13 protein-coding genes are annotated in these 15,128 nt (G+C 34.8%); 5 read left to right on the plus strand and 8 right to left on the minus strand.

The genetic code is table 11. The features are described from left to right. The first annotated feature begins 134 nt into the window (after window positions 1–134). Entirely contained in the window at window positions 135–392 is a 258-nt protein-coding gene (locus tag FDM27_RS04110) for a YegP family protein (protein WP_140485310.1), read from the plus strand. A gap of 2 nt (window positions 393–394) precedes the next feature. Here the strand turns inward: FDM27_RS04110 and FDM27_RS04115 are convergent, their stop codons facing one another. From FDM27_RS04115 to FDM27_RS04130, 4 genes are all read right to left on the minus strand, one after another. Next, entirely contained in the window at window positions 395–1,948 is a 1,554-nt protein-coding gene (locus FDM27_RS04115) for an aldehyde dehydrogenase family protein (RefSeq protein WP_140485311.1), read from the minus strand. Window positions 1,949–1,976: 28 nt separating this feature from the next. After that, on the minus strand, window positions 1,977–2,765 hold the full coding sequence (locus tag FDM27_RS04120) for a hypothetical protein (RefSeq protein ID WP_140485312.1): 789 nt from the start codon (window positions 2,763–2,765) through the stop codon (window positions 1,977–1,979). Between the two features lie 110 nt (window positions 2,766–2,875). Beyond that, on the minus strand, window positions 2,876–3,415 hold the full coding sequence (locus FDM27_RS04125; RefSeq protein ID WP_140485313.1) for a 3-hydroxyanthranilate 3,4-dioxygenase: 540 nt from the start codon (window positions 3,413–3,415) through the stop codon (window positions 2,876–2,878). 215 nt (window positions 3,416–3,630) lie between these two features. Next, window positions 3,631–4,734, minus strand: a complete 1,104-nt coding sequence (locus FDM27_RS04130; protein WP_140485314.1) for an endonuclease/exonuclease/phosphatase family protein — start codon at window positions 4,732–4,734, stop codon at window positions 3,631–3,633. A 234-nt stretch (window positions 4,735–4,968) separates the two neighbouring features. Between FDM27_RS04130 and FDM27_RS04135 the strand changes: the two genes are divergently transcribed. From FDM27_RS04135 to FDM27_RS04145, 3 genes are all read left to right on the plus strand, one after another. After that, the gene (locus tag FDM27_RS04135) at window positions 4,969–5,868 is read left to right on the plus strand and encodes an LD-carboxypeptidase (protein ID WP_140485698.1); all 900 of its coding nucleotides are present in this window, start codon (window positions 4,969–4,971) and stop codon (window positions 5,866–5,868) included. A gap of 137 nt (window positions 5,869–6,005) precedes the next feature. Beyond that, window positions 6,006–6,365: a YraN family protein gene (locus tag FDM27_RS04140; protein ID WP_071184242.1), complete on the plus strand. Its 360-nt coding sequence runs from the start codon at window positions 6,006–6,008 to the stop codon at window positions 6,363–6,365. 118 nt (window positions 6,366–6,483) lie between these two features. After that, on the plus strand, window positions 6,484–7,140 hold the full coding sequence (locus FDM27_RS04145; protein ID WP_071184243.1) for an aspartate kinase: 657 nt from the start codon (window positions 6,484–6,486) through the stop codon (window positions 7,138–7,140). A 69-nt stretch (window positions 7,141–7,209) separates the two neighbouring features. Here the strand turns inward: FDM27_RS04145 and FDM27_RS04150 are convergent, their stop codons facing one another. The 4 genes from FDM27_RS04150 to FDM27_RS04165 all read right to left on the minus strand — a co-directional run bounded on the left by FDM27_RS04150 (window position 7,210) and on the right by FDM27_RS04165 (window position 14,329). Further along, complete coding sequence (locus FDM27_RS04150; protein WP_140485315.1) at window positions 7,210–8,067, minus strand: TorF family putative porin; 858 nt, start codon at window positions 8,065–8,067, stop codon at window positions 7,210–7,212. Window positions 8,068–8,072: 5 nt separating this feature from the next. After that, a complete protein-coding gene (locus FDM27_RS04155; RefSeq protein WP_140485316.1) occupies window positions 8,073–10,157 on the minus strand; it encodes an ATP-binding protein in 2,085 nt (694 codons plus the stop codon). 151 nt (window positions 10,158–10,308) lie between these two features. Continuing rightward, the gene (gene mfd, locus FDM27_RS04160) at window positions 10,309–13,683 is read right to left on the minus strand and encodes a transcription-repair coupling factor (RefSeq protein WP_140485317.1); all 3,375 of its coding nucleotides are present in this window, start codon (window positions 13,681–13,683) and stop codon (window positions 10,309–10,311) included. Further along, window positions 13,676–14,329, minus strand: a complete 654-nt coding sequence (locus FDM27_RS04165) for a hypothetical protein (protein WP_255510471.1) — start codon at window positions 14,327–14,329, stop codon at window positions 13,676–13,678. Before FDM27_RS04165 ends, mfd begins: the two co-directional genes overlap by 8 nt. 222 nt (window positions 14,330–14,551) lie before the next feature. Between FDM27_RS04165 and FDM27_RS04170 the strand changes: the two genes are divergently transcribed. Then, window positions 14,552–15,103, plus strand: a complete 552-nt coding sequence (locus FDM27_RS04170) for a hypothetical protein (protein WP_140485318.1) — start codon at window positions 14,552–14,554, stop codon at window positions 15,101–15,103. The last annotated feature ends 25 nt before the right edge of the window (window positions 15,104–15,128 follow it).

The raw sequence follows: 15,128 nt of genomic DNA on the forward strand, positions 1-15,128 counted from the left end.
AATATGGTACAACAGAAAAAGAAGACATCGTGCTTTGAATTATAAAACAATAGAGGAGTTCAATTATCAAAACGATATTTACAAAAATGTAGCTTAACTTAAACTGTAATTTTTATTTGCATATCCACAAAGCCATGTGCTTAAAAGTAATCGAATCCATAAAGCGAAATGCTCAGGATGATTCCAAATTCTACAGAAAAAGAACTACTGACAATGAATGCTATTTCAACCTCAAATCATCAAACGGACAAATTTTAGGCACAAGCAAAATATTCGAAGACAAAGCCACTCGCGAATACGCAATTCAACTTGTGAAAATTGTATCGCCTAATGCTCCTATTGAAGATTATTCAAAAAAATCAATAAAAACAGCTCTAAAAACTGTGATTTAATTTTACAAATCAAATTTTATTCCTTGTGCCAAAGGCAACGTACTACCGTAATTAATCGTATTCGTTTGTCTTCGCATATAAACTTTCCAGGAATCTGAACCTGATTCCCGGCCGCCTCCGGTTTCTTTTTCACCACCAAAAGCACCGCCAATTTCGGCTCCGGAAGTTCCAATATTAACATTGGCAATTCCACAATCAGAACCTGAAACGGACAAAAATAATTCAGCTTCACGCAAATTAGTTGTCATAATAGCAGATGACAATCCCTGTGTCACGCTGTTTTGAATAGCGATAGCATTTTCTACAGTTCCTGAATATTTTAGCAAATACAAAATAGGAGCAAAAGTTTCGCATTGCACAATTTCAAATGAATTTTCAGCTTCAACAATAGCAGGCTGTACATAACATCCGCTTTCGTAACCATCACCTGAAAGCACTGCACCATTTACCAGAATTTTGGCTCCTTCAGAAACTGCTTTTTCTAAGGCCTTATTGTATTTTTCGACAGCATCAATATCAATTAACGGCCCAACATGATTTTTTTCGTCCAATGGATTTCCAATACGCAATTGTTGATAAGCAGCAACCAAAGCACTTTTTACTTTGTCATAAACACTTTCGTGAATAATCAAACGACGCGTCGAAGTACAACGCTGCCCGGCCGTTCCTACTGCGCCAAAAACAGCCCCAATAACAGTCATTTTAATATCAGCATCGGGAGTAACAATAATAGCGTTGTTTCCGCCCAATTCCAATAAAGATTTCCCCAAACGTCCGGCAACGGTTTGCGCCACAATTTTCCCCATTCGGGTAGAACCGGTGGCTGAAATCAAAGGAATTCTACTGTCTTTAGTCAATAATTCACCTATTTTAAAATCGCCGTTTATTAAGCACGAAATTCCTTCCGGTAGATTATTTTCTCTTAAAACTTCTGCTAAAATATTTTGACAGGCAATACCACAAAGCGGTGTTTTCTCAGATGGTTTCCAAACACAAACATCACCACAAACCAAAGCCAATGCAGCATTCCAGGACCAAACGGCAACCGGAAAATTGAATGCCGAAATAATTCCGACTACACCTAACGGATGGTATTGCTCATACATTCGGTGATTGGGTCTTTCCGAGTGCATAGTCAAGCCATGCAATTGTCGGGAAAGTCCAACTGCAAAATCACAAATATCAATCATTTCCTGAACCTCGCCATAACCTTCCTGCAAGGATTTCCCCATTTCGTAAGAAACTAATTTTCCCAGTGCTTCTTTATTTTGACGTAATTTTTCTCCAAACTGACGCACGATTTCTCCACGTTGTGGCGCCGGCATCAATCGGAAAGACTGGAAAGCCTCAACAGCAGTCTGCATTACTTTTTCATAATCAGTTGCCGAAGTTGTTTTTACTTTTGCAATCAATTGTCCATCCACCGGCGAATAACTTTCAAAAATTGATCCCGAAGAAAAAGAGTTCGTTCCTGTTGATGTCCCTTCGTTTATATCACGAATTCCCAGTTGTGCCAAAACGGCTTTTATTTCAAATTGAGTTGCTATTGTTGTCATTGTAATGGCTTTTTTTATATTTTATAACTTAATGCTTATCCATATTTTTATATATTTTCCAATTCAAATCATATTTTAAACACAATTTTTTAAATATTTGAAAACTGAAATTACACATGAAATCTATTAGATTTTTGAAATGTAAAATATCTAATTTTACTTTTATTTCTCTACTATCAATTTCATCATACAAGAATAATTCAAAAAACAAGTTCTTTCTATCAGGTGAGCTAATTATATTTTTATGTAAAACATAATTGTTATGAATAATATTATGCCTAGTCTTGGATAAGATAAAAAATGACGTTTTTAAATCAAACTTCATCCTGTCTTTTCCATATAAAAATGAATCTAACTGTGCATCGACTATCTCCCGAAGATGATCTCCACTAGGCATATTTTCTCTAGAAAACTTTTGATTATTTTTAAGTTTTTCTTCAATAAGACATTTCAATTCTGAATCAATAGAAGAAAATTCAAACATTAAATTTTTCAACAATCTTTCTAAACCTTCAAAAGATTGAGCATAAAACAAACAAAATTGTTTTGAAATCAAATCATTAATAAATTCTGGATAACTTTCTTTAGTAGTCTCCAACATACTATCTGTTGGATAAGTATATACCCAGCCGTTATCAGTTTTACCACTCCAGTCATTTAAAACTAAAGACGAACCAAATCTTAACTTAGAATCTTCAGAAGCAAATCTTTTTAAATCATTAAATAAAACTGTATTGGTTCGTAAAGCTACATGTTTGTATTCTATTAATGAATCGAAATAATTATTTAAATAATTTTTAAGTTTAATCTCTAACATTATTTGTTTTATTTAAAACTGATTAGCCCCGGTAGTAGCGGCATCCTTTTCCTGCTTTCTTTAAGCAGGAAAAGATAGAGCGGATGACGGGAAATAGCTCCTGAAAAAAATTATTTTTTGGCTGTGAATCTTGGATCTGCTTCCATAACAGTTCCACATTTTTCGCAAGTTCGTAATTTTTCTGAATTGTAAAAATTCTCAAAATGGGGCAAGAAATCTTTTTCGATATCGTTGAGTTCAAAATAGACTTCGTGCAATTTGTGATTGCAGTTGTCGCAATACCATAATAAACCATCTGTAAAACCTTGTTTGGCTCTTTTTCGTTCGATAACCAAACCGATGGAACCTTCGGAACGAACGGGAGAATGAGGAACTTTCGCAGCATGCAGATACATATCGCCAGCGTTTAGCTGTATCACTTTACGCTCATTGTCTTCCTGAATATGAACTTCAATAAAACCTTCCAACTGATAAAACAACTCTTCGGTTTCATTGTAATGAAAATCTTTTCGGGCATTTGGACCCGCAACAATCATCACAATATAATCCCCTGAATCCACATACAAATTCTTGTTGCCAACAGGTGGTTTTAACAATTGACGATTTTCATCAATCCATTTGGCCAGGTTAAAAGGTCTTGAAATTGCCATTTTGAGTTGTTCTTTAAGAAAAGCTAAGGTACGAAAAAAAGAATTTTGGTTTCAATTTTGGTTTCACGAAGATTCGCAAAGAAAACCGCAGAGACACACAAAGAAACAAATTGAAATAAATTCTTAAAAACAACTTCATCTGCATTCATTTTAAAAAATCTTTGCGAATCTTTGCGGTTTTCTTTGCGAATCTTTGTGTAACAAGCTGAAAAACGTCATTTAGCCTCTTTAATCAGATAAATATAAACGGGAAAGTGATCACTAAAACCCACTTCGGTAGCCGAATGTCGTTTGGGATAACCCTTATATTGCCCCGAATTCTGAATTAAATAGCTTTTGTTGAAAATGCCTGCTTTCCAATATTGATAAGTCGAAAAATCACTTTTTATTAATGATTGAGTAAGCAAAATTTGATCGAAAATATCCCAAGAATCTCTAAAAGCAATAGTTCCCAGGCCTTTTTTAGCCATTTCTTCGAATGGATTATAGATTCCGAATTCAGGAACTTCCTGCTTTTTTGCTTTGGCTCCAAGCGCTTTCTTGATACTGTTATTAAAAGGACCATCATTCAAATCGCCCAGTGTAATCACCTTAGCATCGGGATTTATTCTTTGTAATGAATCGATTATTTTACGGTTCAAGATTCCAGCCGCTTCTCGAAACGGACTTGATTTTTTCTCCCCTCCTGCACGTGACGGCCAGTGATTGACAATGATATGAATCTCTTCGCCTTCTAAAAAACCGGTAATTAAAAGTTGATCACGTGTAAAAACCCGGTTATCATATCTGTTCTGAACCAGTTCATCATCATCTTCTCCTGAAGCGGAAACTAATTCCTCATTTTGAAATTCTTTTTTATAAATATAAAGCGGAATATTGGCATAAGAAGTAGGCTTGAAATATTTCTTTTGGAACAACAAAGCCACATCAATTCCTCTTTTATCGGGTGAATCAAAATGAATGATTCCATAATCCTGCATTGCCATTTTAGGTTGTTGCACTAAATCTTCCAGCACACCCCGATTTTCTATTTCGGAACCAGCAATAAATGTGGGAGAATTGGCGTTTTCCGGTTTACCTATTTCGAGTACCACCCTGGCGAGATTTTCTAATTTTTGATGGTATTTTTTAGAAGTCCAGCGTTGTTCTCCTTTTGGAGTCCACTCATCATCATTTGTACTTGGATCATTTATAGTATCAAAAAGATTTTCGAAATTATAAAAAGCCAGTGTATGAATCCGATAGCTTTTTTGCTGTGAAAAGCCTGTTCGAAACAAAAACAGAAAAGCAAGCACAAAAAACAATCTCAGTATTCGCATAACCAACTCTATTTTAAGGACTGTAGTAAATTTAATCCATTTTATACAATTAGGAACCAATTATTTTTGAATTTAGTTATCTTTGTTTTGATGCTTCGCAAAAGCATTCTCAATTTTTATTTATTCAGGAAAAACACCACTATGCCTACTCCTCGATTTTTAGTTTTAAACCGAACCATTAGCGTATTCCTGATTATTATTTTTCAATCTTTCAACAGTCAAGCCCAAAAACAAATGATTACACCAGCCGCTTTACAAAAAGGAGACACTATTGCCATTGTAGCCACCGCCAGAAAATATACTGATAACCACCTGCAACCCGCTATTGATTTAATGCGTAGCTGGGGACTTGAAGTCGTTCTTGGTAAAAGCATTGGATTAGATAACAATCAACTGGCTGGAACCGACGAAGAGAGAACTGCCGATTTTCAAGCACAACTGGACAACCCCAACATCAAAGCCATTTGGTGTGTAAAAGGCGGTTATGGAACGGTTAGAATCATTGATACATTGGATTTTACCAAATTCAAACAAAACCCAAAATGGATTGTAGGTTTTAGCGATATTACTGTTTTACACAATCATTTGAATACTCTAGGTTATAAAACCATTCACGGTATTATGCCTGTTACTGCCCCAAGAGCAACCAAAGAGGCTATTGAAACCCTGAGACAAGCTTTGTTTAACGAAGCTTTGAGTTACGAAATTCCTTCTGACCCAATGAATCGTATTGGCTCTGCCAAAGGGGAATTGGTTGGAGGAAATCTGTCTATTTTGTATAGTTTGTTTGGTTCTCCATCAGCGATTGATTGTAACGATAAAATTTTATTCATTGAAGATTTAGACGAATACCTGTATCATATTGATCGTATGATGATGAACTTAAAACGCAATGGCTGTCTGGAAAGCATCAGAGGAATTGTGGTAGGTTCAATGACAAAAATGAAAGACAACGAAATTCCCTGGGGAAAAAATGCTGTCCAAATTATTGAAGATGTGACTAAAAAATACCATATTCCTGTTATTTATAATTTCCCGGCAGGACACATTCAGGACAACAGAGCTTTAATTTTAGGAAGTACAGTTTCTATGGAAGTTACTCCGGAAAAAAGCACATTGAAATTTGAAGATTAATTATCTTTCAACATATAAGTCATATAAGTTAGCATTCAACTTCAACTTAACTTATATGAGCTGTGTTTTAACTAGCTTCTAACAGAACAAATAAGAGCAAAAAACTTATATGACTTATATGTTAAACCAAGACAACAATGGCCGAACACAACGAATTAGGAAAACTGGGAGAAGAATTGGCTGTTGATTTTTTACAAAAAGACGGCTACACCATTTTAGAAACCAATTGGACTTTTCAAAAAGCCGAAGTGGACATCATTGCCCAAAAAGAAGACACACTCGCTATTATCGAAGTAAAAACCCGTTCTTCGATTGAATTTGGTCTGCCTCAGGACTTTGTAAAATCAAAAAAAATAAAACTACTTACGAAAGCCATAGACAACTACGTAGTTGAAAAAAACCTCGATATTAATGTTCGTTTTGACATCATTGCCATCCAAAAAAGCGATAAATCTTTTGTAATTGAACACCTTACAGATGCTTTTTATCACTTTTAACGATAATTTTTTATGTTATTTTTGTAACAAATTGTTTTTTTAATTATCTTTGCCTAAATTTTTAACGATTTATCTAAGTAAATCAGATTAAAAACTAAGTATAAACACCTATATAATTATGAAAACTGTTTCTTCAATTGTCGAAAATTACATCAAAACAAAACCATTTTTATTAAATGCTTTGTCACTTGGGATCATCAATTTAACCTCTCTTTCCAGAAACATCATGTCGGAATTAGAGAGCGAATTTGGAAAAGAAGTAAAACAGGGTGCTGTTGTAATGTCTTTAAAAAGACTAACAGAAGAATTGGACTTTCGATTAAACCACAAAATCAACAAAGTAATCAAAAACATAGGTGAAATTACTGTTCGCTCAGCCTTGACCGATTATACTTTTGCTGTTTCAGAAACTGTTTTAAACAAACAGGCAGAATTAATTTCGGACATCAACGGTTTTCCGGATGTTTTTTACACTTCGTCAAGAGGAGTAAACGAAATCAACATCGTAGTAAGCAACACGGTCAACAAACTGGTTGACAAACACTTTTCAAACGAAAAATTGATTCAGAAACTAGATAATCTGGCTTCTATTACGGTTAAATTACCAAAAGAAAACATTGTAATTCCAGGGATATATTATTTCATTTTCCAACGTTTGGCCTGGGAAGGAATCATCATCAACGAAGTAATTTCTACTTCAAATGAATTCACGATCCTGGTTAGCGAAGAACAAGTAGATGTTGCTTTCAAAGTAATCAAAGATTTGAAGAATTAATTTCGATATAAATAGACAAAAAGCAGGCATTTTGATTCAATTGCCTGCTTTTTTTATGTCAATTTTCTACTAATACGCAAAACTAATTCCGGCCACTAAAAAATCCTTACCAAAAAAATCGGTATTTGCTGTTGCGGCATTATGAACATAATTTAATGACAATGGCATTGTAATTCCTTTGCCTAAATCAAATTCCTTAGTGGCTTTTGCTCCCAGATTTACCCAGGAAGGTTTATCATAATCGGCAAAATTATAATACTCTGCCTTGTTATTCAGTACAACGCCTGCTACCGGTACCAATGCAATATTTTGAAGTGTTTTACAAGATGAATTTTCGAATAAATTAAAAGTATATCCCAGTTCTAAATAAGTGGTGTAATTTCGTTTAGGATTGTCATTGCTATCATAACGATAATCATTTCCACCAATTAGGGTGCTTATGGTGGCATTAAAAGGATATTGAAAACCCTCAGAAAAATCAAAACACAGCATGGCATCTACTGTTTGCGAACTCGTAGGGCCGTAATCAAAAAGTTTGTTGCTTACTCCTTCTACCCGACTTACCGAAGGCCAATAATAATCCCAAATTTGGAACTGCAAAAAATCATTAATTTGATAGCTAATATAAAAATCTATTTCCTGATAGCCTTTGTATAAAGATTCGCCATCAGGATAAAAATAGTCGTTTTTAAAATTAGTAGTTCCCCAAAATCCTAAGCTTAACTTTGGAACAACTTCGTACTCAACAGTAGGCTGAATTGCCGCATAATTCCCTCCCCAACACTGTCCGCGCCAGAGATAACGATTGATAATATCAACATTCAAACTGAGTTTTTTTTCTGTTATAGTATCTTTAGCCTGTTGGGAAAAAGAAACAACTGACATCATACCTAAAATTAAAACCCAAGGTTTTTTGATAATTTTCATTCCAATTAATACGTATTTATAAGTTCAAACAAACGTTCCCGATTCAGAGGCTTGGTTATATAATCATCAAATCCGGCTTTCTTAATTTTAACCTTATCTTCCGAAGAAGAATAAGCTGTTTGCGCTATAATCGGTAATTCAGGACGAATAGATCTTATTTGTTCAATGGCTTCAAAACCATTCATAACCGGCATTTTAATATCCATCAGTACCAAATCAATATCCGAATTATTGATACAAATATCAACGGCCTCCTGACCATCATGAGCTCTGATAATGGTGTAGGACATTTTTTGCATCATTTTTTGAAACAACAAGAAATTGATATTATCATCTTCGGCAATCAGAATCACTTTATTTTCTGATTTTACAACTTCTTTCTCCCTAATTGGCTTGACCACAATATGCCCTACTTTAGCATATTGCAACGGAATTGAAAAATAAAAAGTAGATCCCACACCTACTTCAGATTCTAAACTAATGGTTCCTCCCAGAATTTCTATGTAGGCCTTTGAAATAGAAAGTCCCAGTCCTAAACCTCCCACCTGAATTGACTTGTCATTTTCCACACGCTTGAAACGATCAAAAACGTGTTTGTGATAATCTTGGTCAATTCCGGAGCCGGTATCCTGAATGGTAAAATGAATTCGATTTTCATTTTCATCAATTTCATAGCTAAAAGTCACCAAACCTTCATCGGTATATTTGATGGCATTGGTCAGTAAATTAATAATAACCTGTTTCAGTTTAATTTCGTCCGTAATAATATTATAAGCGGCGGTAACGGGACTTTTTATCAATTTGAATTTTATGTTCTTGCTCTTAGGAATAGTTACCTTAATTGTTTTATAAAGCTCAACTATACAGGATTCTAAATTGATTTCGCTAAAATTAGGCACAATTTGATTGGAATCGATCTTAGACATTTCTATCAAATCATCAATAATAGACACCAGATTTTTACCGTTATTTTGTATCACATTAAGGTACTCAACAGTTTCCTCCTTGCTGAGTTCGGTATTCAGAATAAGCTCTGTAAAACCATTAATGGCATTCATAGGTGTTCTTATCTCATGCGACAAATTAGCCAGAAAGGAAGCTTTTAGCAAATCGCCTTCTTCGGCTTTAATTTTTGCCTTTATCAAATCCAATTTTTGACTGTTGTTTTCTTCAAATAAATTTCCAATATAACTAAACTCACCACTTGTTTTTTTAAGTTCGTTAATGGCACTTTTACTGCTTTTTTCAAGAGCTTTCCGAACCAAATAAAGCGGTCTGTAAACTAATTTTTGAGTATAAAACAAACTTATTATCAAATAGAGAATAAAAACAACAATGATGGCATAAAGAATATTGATTGTGTTTTCAAAATAAACTTCAAATTTTCTTTCAAAAAGAAGTTTGCCTATTAATTTCCCCTTAGAATCTTTCAGCGGAAAAACCGAACTTACCACGTGTCTTTGTTCAGCAACAGCTTCTTCGGCACCGATAATTTTGATTTTTGAAGAGGTAATATTCTCTAAATTTTTAATGAATTTAGCATTAATCAAGCGCGCAGCAAAGAAATAACCCGAAGTTTTAGTTTTGGTTTTAAGTGGGTCATCCGAAGCGTGAATCGTGGCCCCGGTTACCTCTACAATACCTTCCGGAATTTGAAGGTAAAATTTACCTATACCCACTTTATCCAAATAAAGCATGGCTTCTTTAGGAATAAAATCCAGGGTTTTAATGGTTTGAGTTGGAGTGCGAATGATAAATTGCTTGTGTTTATCATAAGCCCCTAGATAATCAGCTCCGTAAATAGCCAGCTCATTACTAATGGTTTCATGATACCAAACACTATCTTTAGTTACTGTAAAATCTACAAACTCATCCCAATTGGTATCATTGTTTATGGCTGTTAAAATAGGTTTTGATTCCAAAATTAACAACTGACTGACTTTGCTCTCAAACAATTCAACCGAATTACGATAGGCTTCTTTTTCTGTTTGGTTGATATAATAAAACAGCACAGCATAAAGCAGCAAAAAAACAATACTAGAGGAAACTATTAAAAAAAGTATTTTTGGGGACGATTTTTTTAATATCATAAATTTAAATGCTGACTATATCAGGTTAAAAAAATTAAATTAATAAAAATAAATCAATTTTTAAACCTGTTTACAAAGTATTCGATATTCTACACTATAATTATTAAAATATCACAAAAATCCTTGTAATTAAGACCAAAAAGCACTTCTTTTAAGCTTCTTTCCCTCCCAACATATCCATCAACTCCAAAGCTCTTCGGGTTGATTTTACGTTGTCAAAAGTTAACAACAATCTTAAACCGTTAGCGGTTTGTTTTTCTTTCATTTTGCAAAGCGAAGGATGTTTTTGCACAAACTGCAACACCTTATGAAAACGATTGGACTGATAAAAATCAGATTGCTGGTCAGACACAAAATAGCCAATCATTTTTCCTTGTTTCATCACTAATTTTTCAATTCCAACTCTAGTTGCCACCCATTTAATACGGATACTGTTCATTAATGCATTGGCTCGCGGAGGTAACGGACCAAAACGGTCAATCAGTTTATTTTGAAAAACCACTAATTCTTCTTCGTTTTTAATCGCACTCAATTCATTATACAAATTCAAACGTTCCGAAATGTTATTGATGTATTCATCCGAGAATAACAATTCAAAATCAGTGTCGATTTGCAGGTCTTTTACGTATTCCTTGGTCTCAATATCGTTTTCTACCGGATATAAATCCTTGAATTCGTTTTCTTTCAATTCTTCGATAGCCTCATTCATGATTTTTTGATAGGTATCAAATCCTATTTCGTTGATAAAACCCGATTGCTCACCACCCAATAAATCTCCGGCACCACGAATCTCTAAATCTTTCATCGCAATGTTAAATCCGCTCCCTAATTCGCTAAATTGTTCCAAAGCCTGAATTCGTTTTCTAGCCTCTTCAGTCATTGACGAATAAGGTGGACAAATAAAATAACAGAACGCTTTTTTATTACTTCGACCCACACGACCTCGCATTTGATGCAAATCAGACAGTCCAAAATTATTGGCGTTATTAATGAAAATCGTATTGGCATTAGGAACATCCAATCCACTTTCGATAATGGTTGTAGCTACCAGAACATCAAATTCTCCGTTCATGAAAGCCAACATCAGTTCTTCCAATTTTTTACCGTCCATTTGTCCGTGACCGATTCCAACCTTGGCATTAGGAACCAAACGCTGAATCATTCCAGCCACTTCTTTTATATTTTCAATTCGGTTATTGATAAAATATACCTGTCCGTTACGCTGAATTTCATACGAAATCGCATCGCGAATCACTTCTTCGTTAAAACCAACCACATTGGTTTCAATAGGATAACGGTTAGGCGGAGGCGTTGTAATTACCGATAAATCACGCGCAGCCATCAACGAAAACTGCAAAGTTCTCGGAATTGGAGTTGCCGTCAAAGTCAAGGTATCTACATTAGCCGCAATGGTTTTCAATTTGTCTTTTACGTTTACTCCAAACTTCTGTTCTTCATCGACAATCAATAATCCCAAATCTTTAAAAACTACATTTTTGTTGACCAATTGATGCGTTCCAATAACAATATCCAGTTTCCCTTCGGCTAATTGCTTTAAAGTTTCCGACTTTTGTTTAGCAGTTCTAAAACGATTCAAATAGCCAATAGTAACCGGCATGTCTTTTAATCGCTCTGAAAAAGTACGGAAATGCTGGTAAGCCAAAATAGTTGTTGGTACTAAAACAGCTACTTGCTTGCTATTATCCACCGCTTTAAAAGCAGCACGAATAGCGACTTCTGTTTTTCCAAAACCTACATCTCCACAGACCAAACGATCCATCGGGCGATCGCTTTCCATATCGGCTTTTACTTCTTGAGTCGATTTGGTCTGGTCTGGCGTATCTTCGTAGATAAACGAACTTTCTAATTCGTTTTGCAAATAACTGTCTGGCGCATACTGAAAGCCTTTTTCCAATCGTCTTTTGGCATACAATTGAATCAAATTAAAGGCAATATGTTTGACTCTCGCCTTGGTTTTTTGTTTTAAAACTTTCCAGGCATTCGAACCTAATTTGTATATTTTTGGAGGCGTTCCGTCTTTTCCGTTGTATTTCGAAATTTTGTGTAGCGAATGAATACTCACATACACAATATCATTATCGGCATAAACGAGCTTAATAGTTTCCTGCGTTTTTCCTTCGACCTGGATTTTTTGTAATCCACCAAATTTCCCAATTCCGTGATCAATATGCGTTACATAATCGCCAACCGAAAGTGTCGTTAATTCTTTAAGCGTAATATTTTGCTTTTTCGAATAACCATTCTTGATGCTGAATTTATGATAGCGCTCAAAAATTTGATGATCAGTGTAGCATGAAATTTGGTTTTCTTCGTCAATAAAACCCTGATACAAAGGCAAAACTATGGTATTGTATTGCTTGCGGATATTCTCCGAATTGGCTTCATCCAAAGTTTCAAAAATATCGTGAAAACGCTTTGCCTGCGCTTCATTCGAACAGAACAAATAATTTTTATAACCGTTAAAATGATTCTCGCTCAAATTATTCAATAACAAATCAAATTGTTTGTTGAACGAAGGTTGTGGCTGAATGTGAAATTCGAATTTCTTAGTGGTTCTAAAAATGGCTTTTGAAGCGAATTCTACAACCGAAAAATCCAGCGCCCGTTTTACAAATGCTTTTTGATCCAGAAATAATTGCTCTGGAGTAGCGTGCTTGATATCCTTAGATAATTTCTCGAAAGCTTCTTCGGCTCTCACAAATTGTCTGTCTAATTGCGATAATAAATCTTCAGTATCCTGAATAAAAATAACCGTTTGTTCCGAAATATAATCTAAGAAACTTTCTCGATTTTCCTGAAAAACCTTGTTTTCTACATTGGGAATAATGGTAATCTTCTTTTGTTGTGCCAATGACAATTGCGTTGCTACATCAAAAGTTCGGATACTTTCGACTTCATCACCAAAAAACTCAATTCGGTACGGATTATCATTCGAAAAAGAAAATACATCGACAATTCCTCCACGAACTGAAAATTCTCCAGGTTCGGTAATAAAATCGACTCTTTTGAATTCATATTCGAATAAAACTTCATTGATAAAATCAATCGAAATTTTATCGCCAACACTTACTTTCAAAGTGTTTTTATCCAAATCGCGACGCGTTACCACTTTTTCAAAAAGCGCTTCAGGATAACTAACGATTATGGCCGGTTTTTTACGGGAATTAATGCGGTTTAATACTTCGGCACGAAGCAAAACATTGGCATTATCCGTTTCTTCAATTTGATACGGACGACGAAACGAAGCCGGATAAAACAACACATCCTGCTCACCTATCATTTGTTCCAAATCATTCAAATAGTAAGCCGCTTCTTCTTTATTATTTAAAATAAGTAAAAAAGGAAGTTCGGCTTTTTTAAACGCCGAACGAATTACAAATGAAACTGCCGAACCCAGCAAACCGCTAAGATGTAGTTTTGCTGTATTTTTTTCCTGCAACGAAGCAACAATTTGTTGCGTTTTAGGCGAAGTTTCGTAGAGGGTATATAAGGCAGATTTACTCAACTCTGGCGTCGTTTGGATTAATTATTGTTCTTGTACCTTGCGGAATAACGGATTGATTGAGCATCATTGGACCATTAGGTATTGCACGTGCCGAATCCAATAACATTCTTCTCATCTCGTCTTCACCTTCTTCCACCGGAATCTTACTTTTCTCAGTCAAAATATCCATTTGACGTTGCAAAGTGGCTAATTCTTTGTTGATTTCACCCACTAATTGCACCACTTTTTTATCGGGAATATTATCCAAATGAATGAACATATCCAGCAAACGTACCTTGGTAATCAAGACCGAAACACGACTTTTTATCTGAGGTTTATTAAACAACTCCGGAATACTATTATTCAAAGCCATTGCTTTTTTAGAAATGGCAGCTGCTTTTTGCTGATAAGCACTAATTGTTTTCTTAGGTTTCTGACCTAATTCCTGCATAAATGCACGCAAATCAAGCCAGGTATTTATACTTTCCTCAGTAGCCTCATTAATAGGCTCGTCATAAAAATCCCAGCCTTTTTTTATGTTGTTAAAAACGAGTTCTTTCTTTTTGGCATCTTTAGCATTTTCGGCAATCCTTTGTTGATTCGCTTCTTTATTACAAGCAGTAAATAAGATAAGTAAACAAAGAAAGTATGATAGTTTGTATTTCATCGTTATTTTGATTGAACCGCAAAGTTACAAAGTAAATTAATATTAAAAGTCACTAAAAATAATTGGAACACAGATGAAACAGATTTAACAGATGAACACAGACTGAAACTATAAATTTGAATAAATAATTGAACTATTCCGAACATCAGAATTATATAAATTGCAAAAAGAATCTAACTTTACAGTTTTAAAAAACAATACGGCAAATTAAACCCAAAATCTATGGAATTCGGAAGAATCATTATTTCAGAAAACGCAGCCAATAGCGAAAATCCTCAAGACATCATCAACTCGAATATTTCGGTAATTAACCTGATGCGTGAGGAAAAAATTGATGATGATTTGATTCACGAAGATGCTTTAATGAGCTATTATTTAGATTATTATTACACCCAATACAGTCAGGGAAATTTTGCGCAATTTGTGTATAATTCGGGCTGGAATAAAGAACTGAACGAACTGATTGAAGAAGGTTTGCAGTTAATTGGTGCCGAAAAACATTTGGAATTATTTCAGGCACAGGCTAAAAAAGTCCGTTTGATGAGCAGTGTTAAATTGGCTAAATTTTTAAAAGGGAAACTCGAAGGCGTAAACCCAATTAGAGACGCTTTAAACAACGACACATTTTTCAGCCCAGAAATTTCAGGAAAAGAAAATCTGGTGGAACTGAACGCTGCTTTTTTAAAATCCCATCCCGATACCGAAGTGCTTTCGGTTGACGAAATGTTTGCTGCTTTAGAAGAATTTGTAGGCCGCGAGATAAAAAGAGAATAACTAAATTGACTTAGTGATGCTTAAA

Origin of the sequence: Flavobacterium sp. GSA192 (assembly GCF_006386525.1) — a bacterium.
GTDB lineage: Bacteria > Bacteroidota > Bacteroidia > Flavobacteriales > Flavobacteriaceae > Flavobacterium > Flavobacterium commune.

Coding starts and splice junctions, on each gene's coding strand:
- FDM27_RS04115 (WP_140485311.1), bottom strand. CDS start 1,948: ATGACAACAATAGCAACTCAATTTGAAATAAAAGCCGTTTTGGCACAA.
- FDM27_RS04150 (WP_140485315.1), bottom strand. CDS start 8,067: ATGAAAATTATCAAAAAACCTTGGGTTTTAATTTTAGGTATGATGTCA.
- FDM27_RS04130 (WP_140485314.1), bottom strand. CDS start 4,734: ATGCGAATACTGAGATTGTTTTTTGTGCTTGCTTTTCTGTTTTTGTTT.
- FDM27_RS04165 (WP_255510471.1), bottom strand. CDS start 14,329: ATGAAATACAAACTATCATACTTTCTTTGTTTACTTATCTTATTTACT.
- FDM27_RS04170 (WP_140485318.1), top strand. CDS start 14,552: ATGGAATTCGGAAGAATCATTATTTCAGAAAACGCAGCCAATAGCGAA.
- FDM27_RS04110 (WP_140485310.1), top strand. CDS start 135: ATGTGCTTAAAAGTAATCGAATCCATAAAGCGAAATGCTCAGGATGAT.
- FDM27_RS04135 (WP_140485698.1), top strand. CDS start 4,969: ATGATTACACCAGCCGCTTTACAAAAAGGAGACACTATTGCCATTGTA.
- FDM27_RS04145 (WP_071184243.1), top strand. CDS start 6,484: ATGAAAACTGTTTCTTCAATTGTCGAAAATTACATCAAAACAAAACCA.
- FDM27_RS04155 (WP_140485316.1), bottom strand. CDS start 10,157: ATGATATTAAAAAAATCGTCCCCAAAAATACTTTTTTTAATAGTTTCC.
- FDM27_RS04120 (WP_140485312.1), bottom strand. CDS start 2,765: ATGTTAGAGATTAAACTTAAAAATTATTTAAATAATTATTTCGATTCA.
- FDM27_RS04140 (WP_071184242.1), top strand. CDS start 6,006: ATGGCCGAACACAACGAATTAGGAAAACTGGGAGAAGAATTGGCTGTT.
- FDM27_RS04125 (WP_140485313.1), bottom strand. CDS start 3,415: ATGGCAATTTCAAGACCTTTTAACCTGGCCAAATGGATTGATGAAAAT.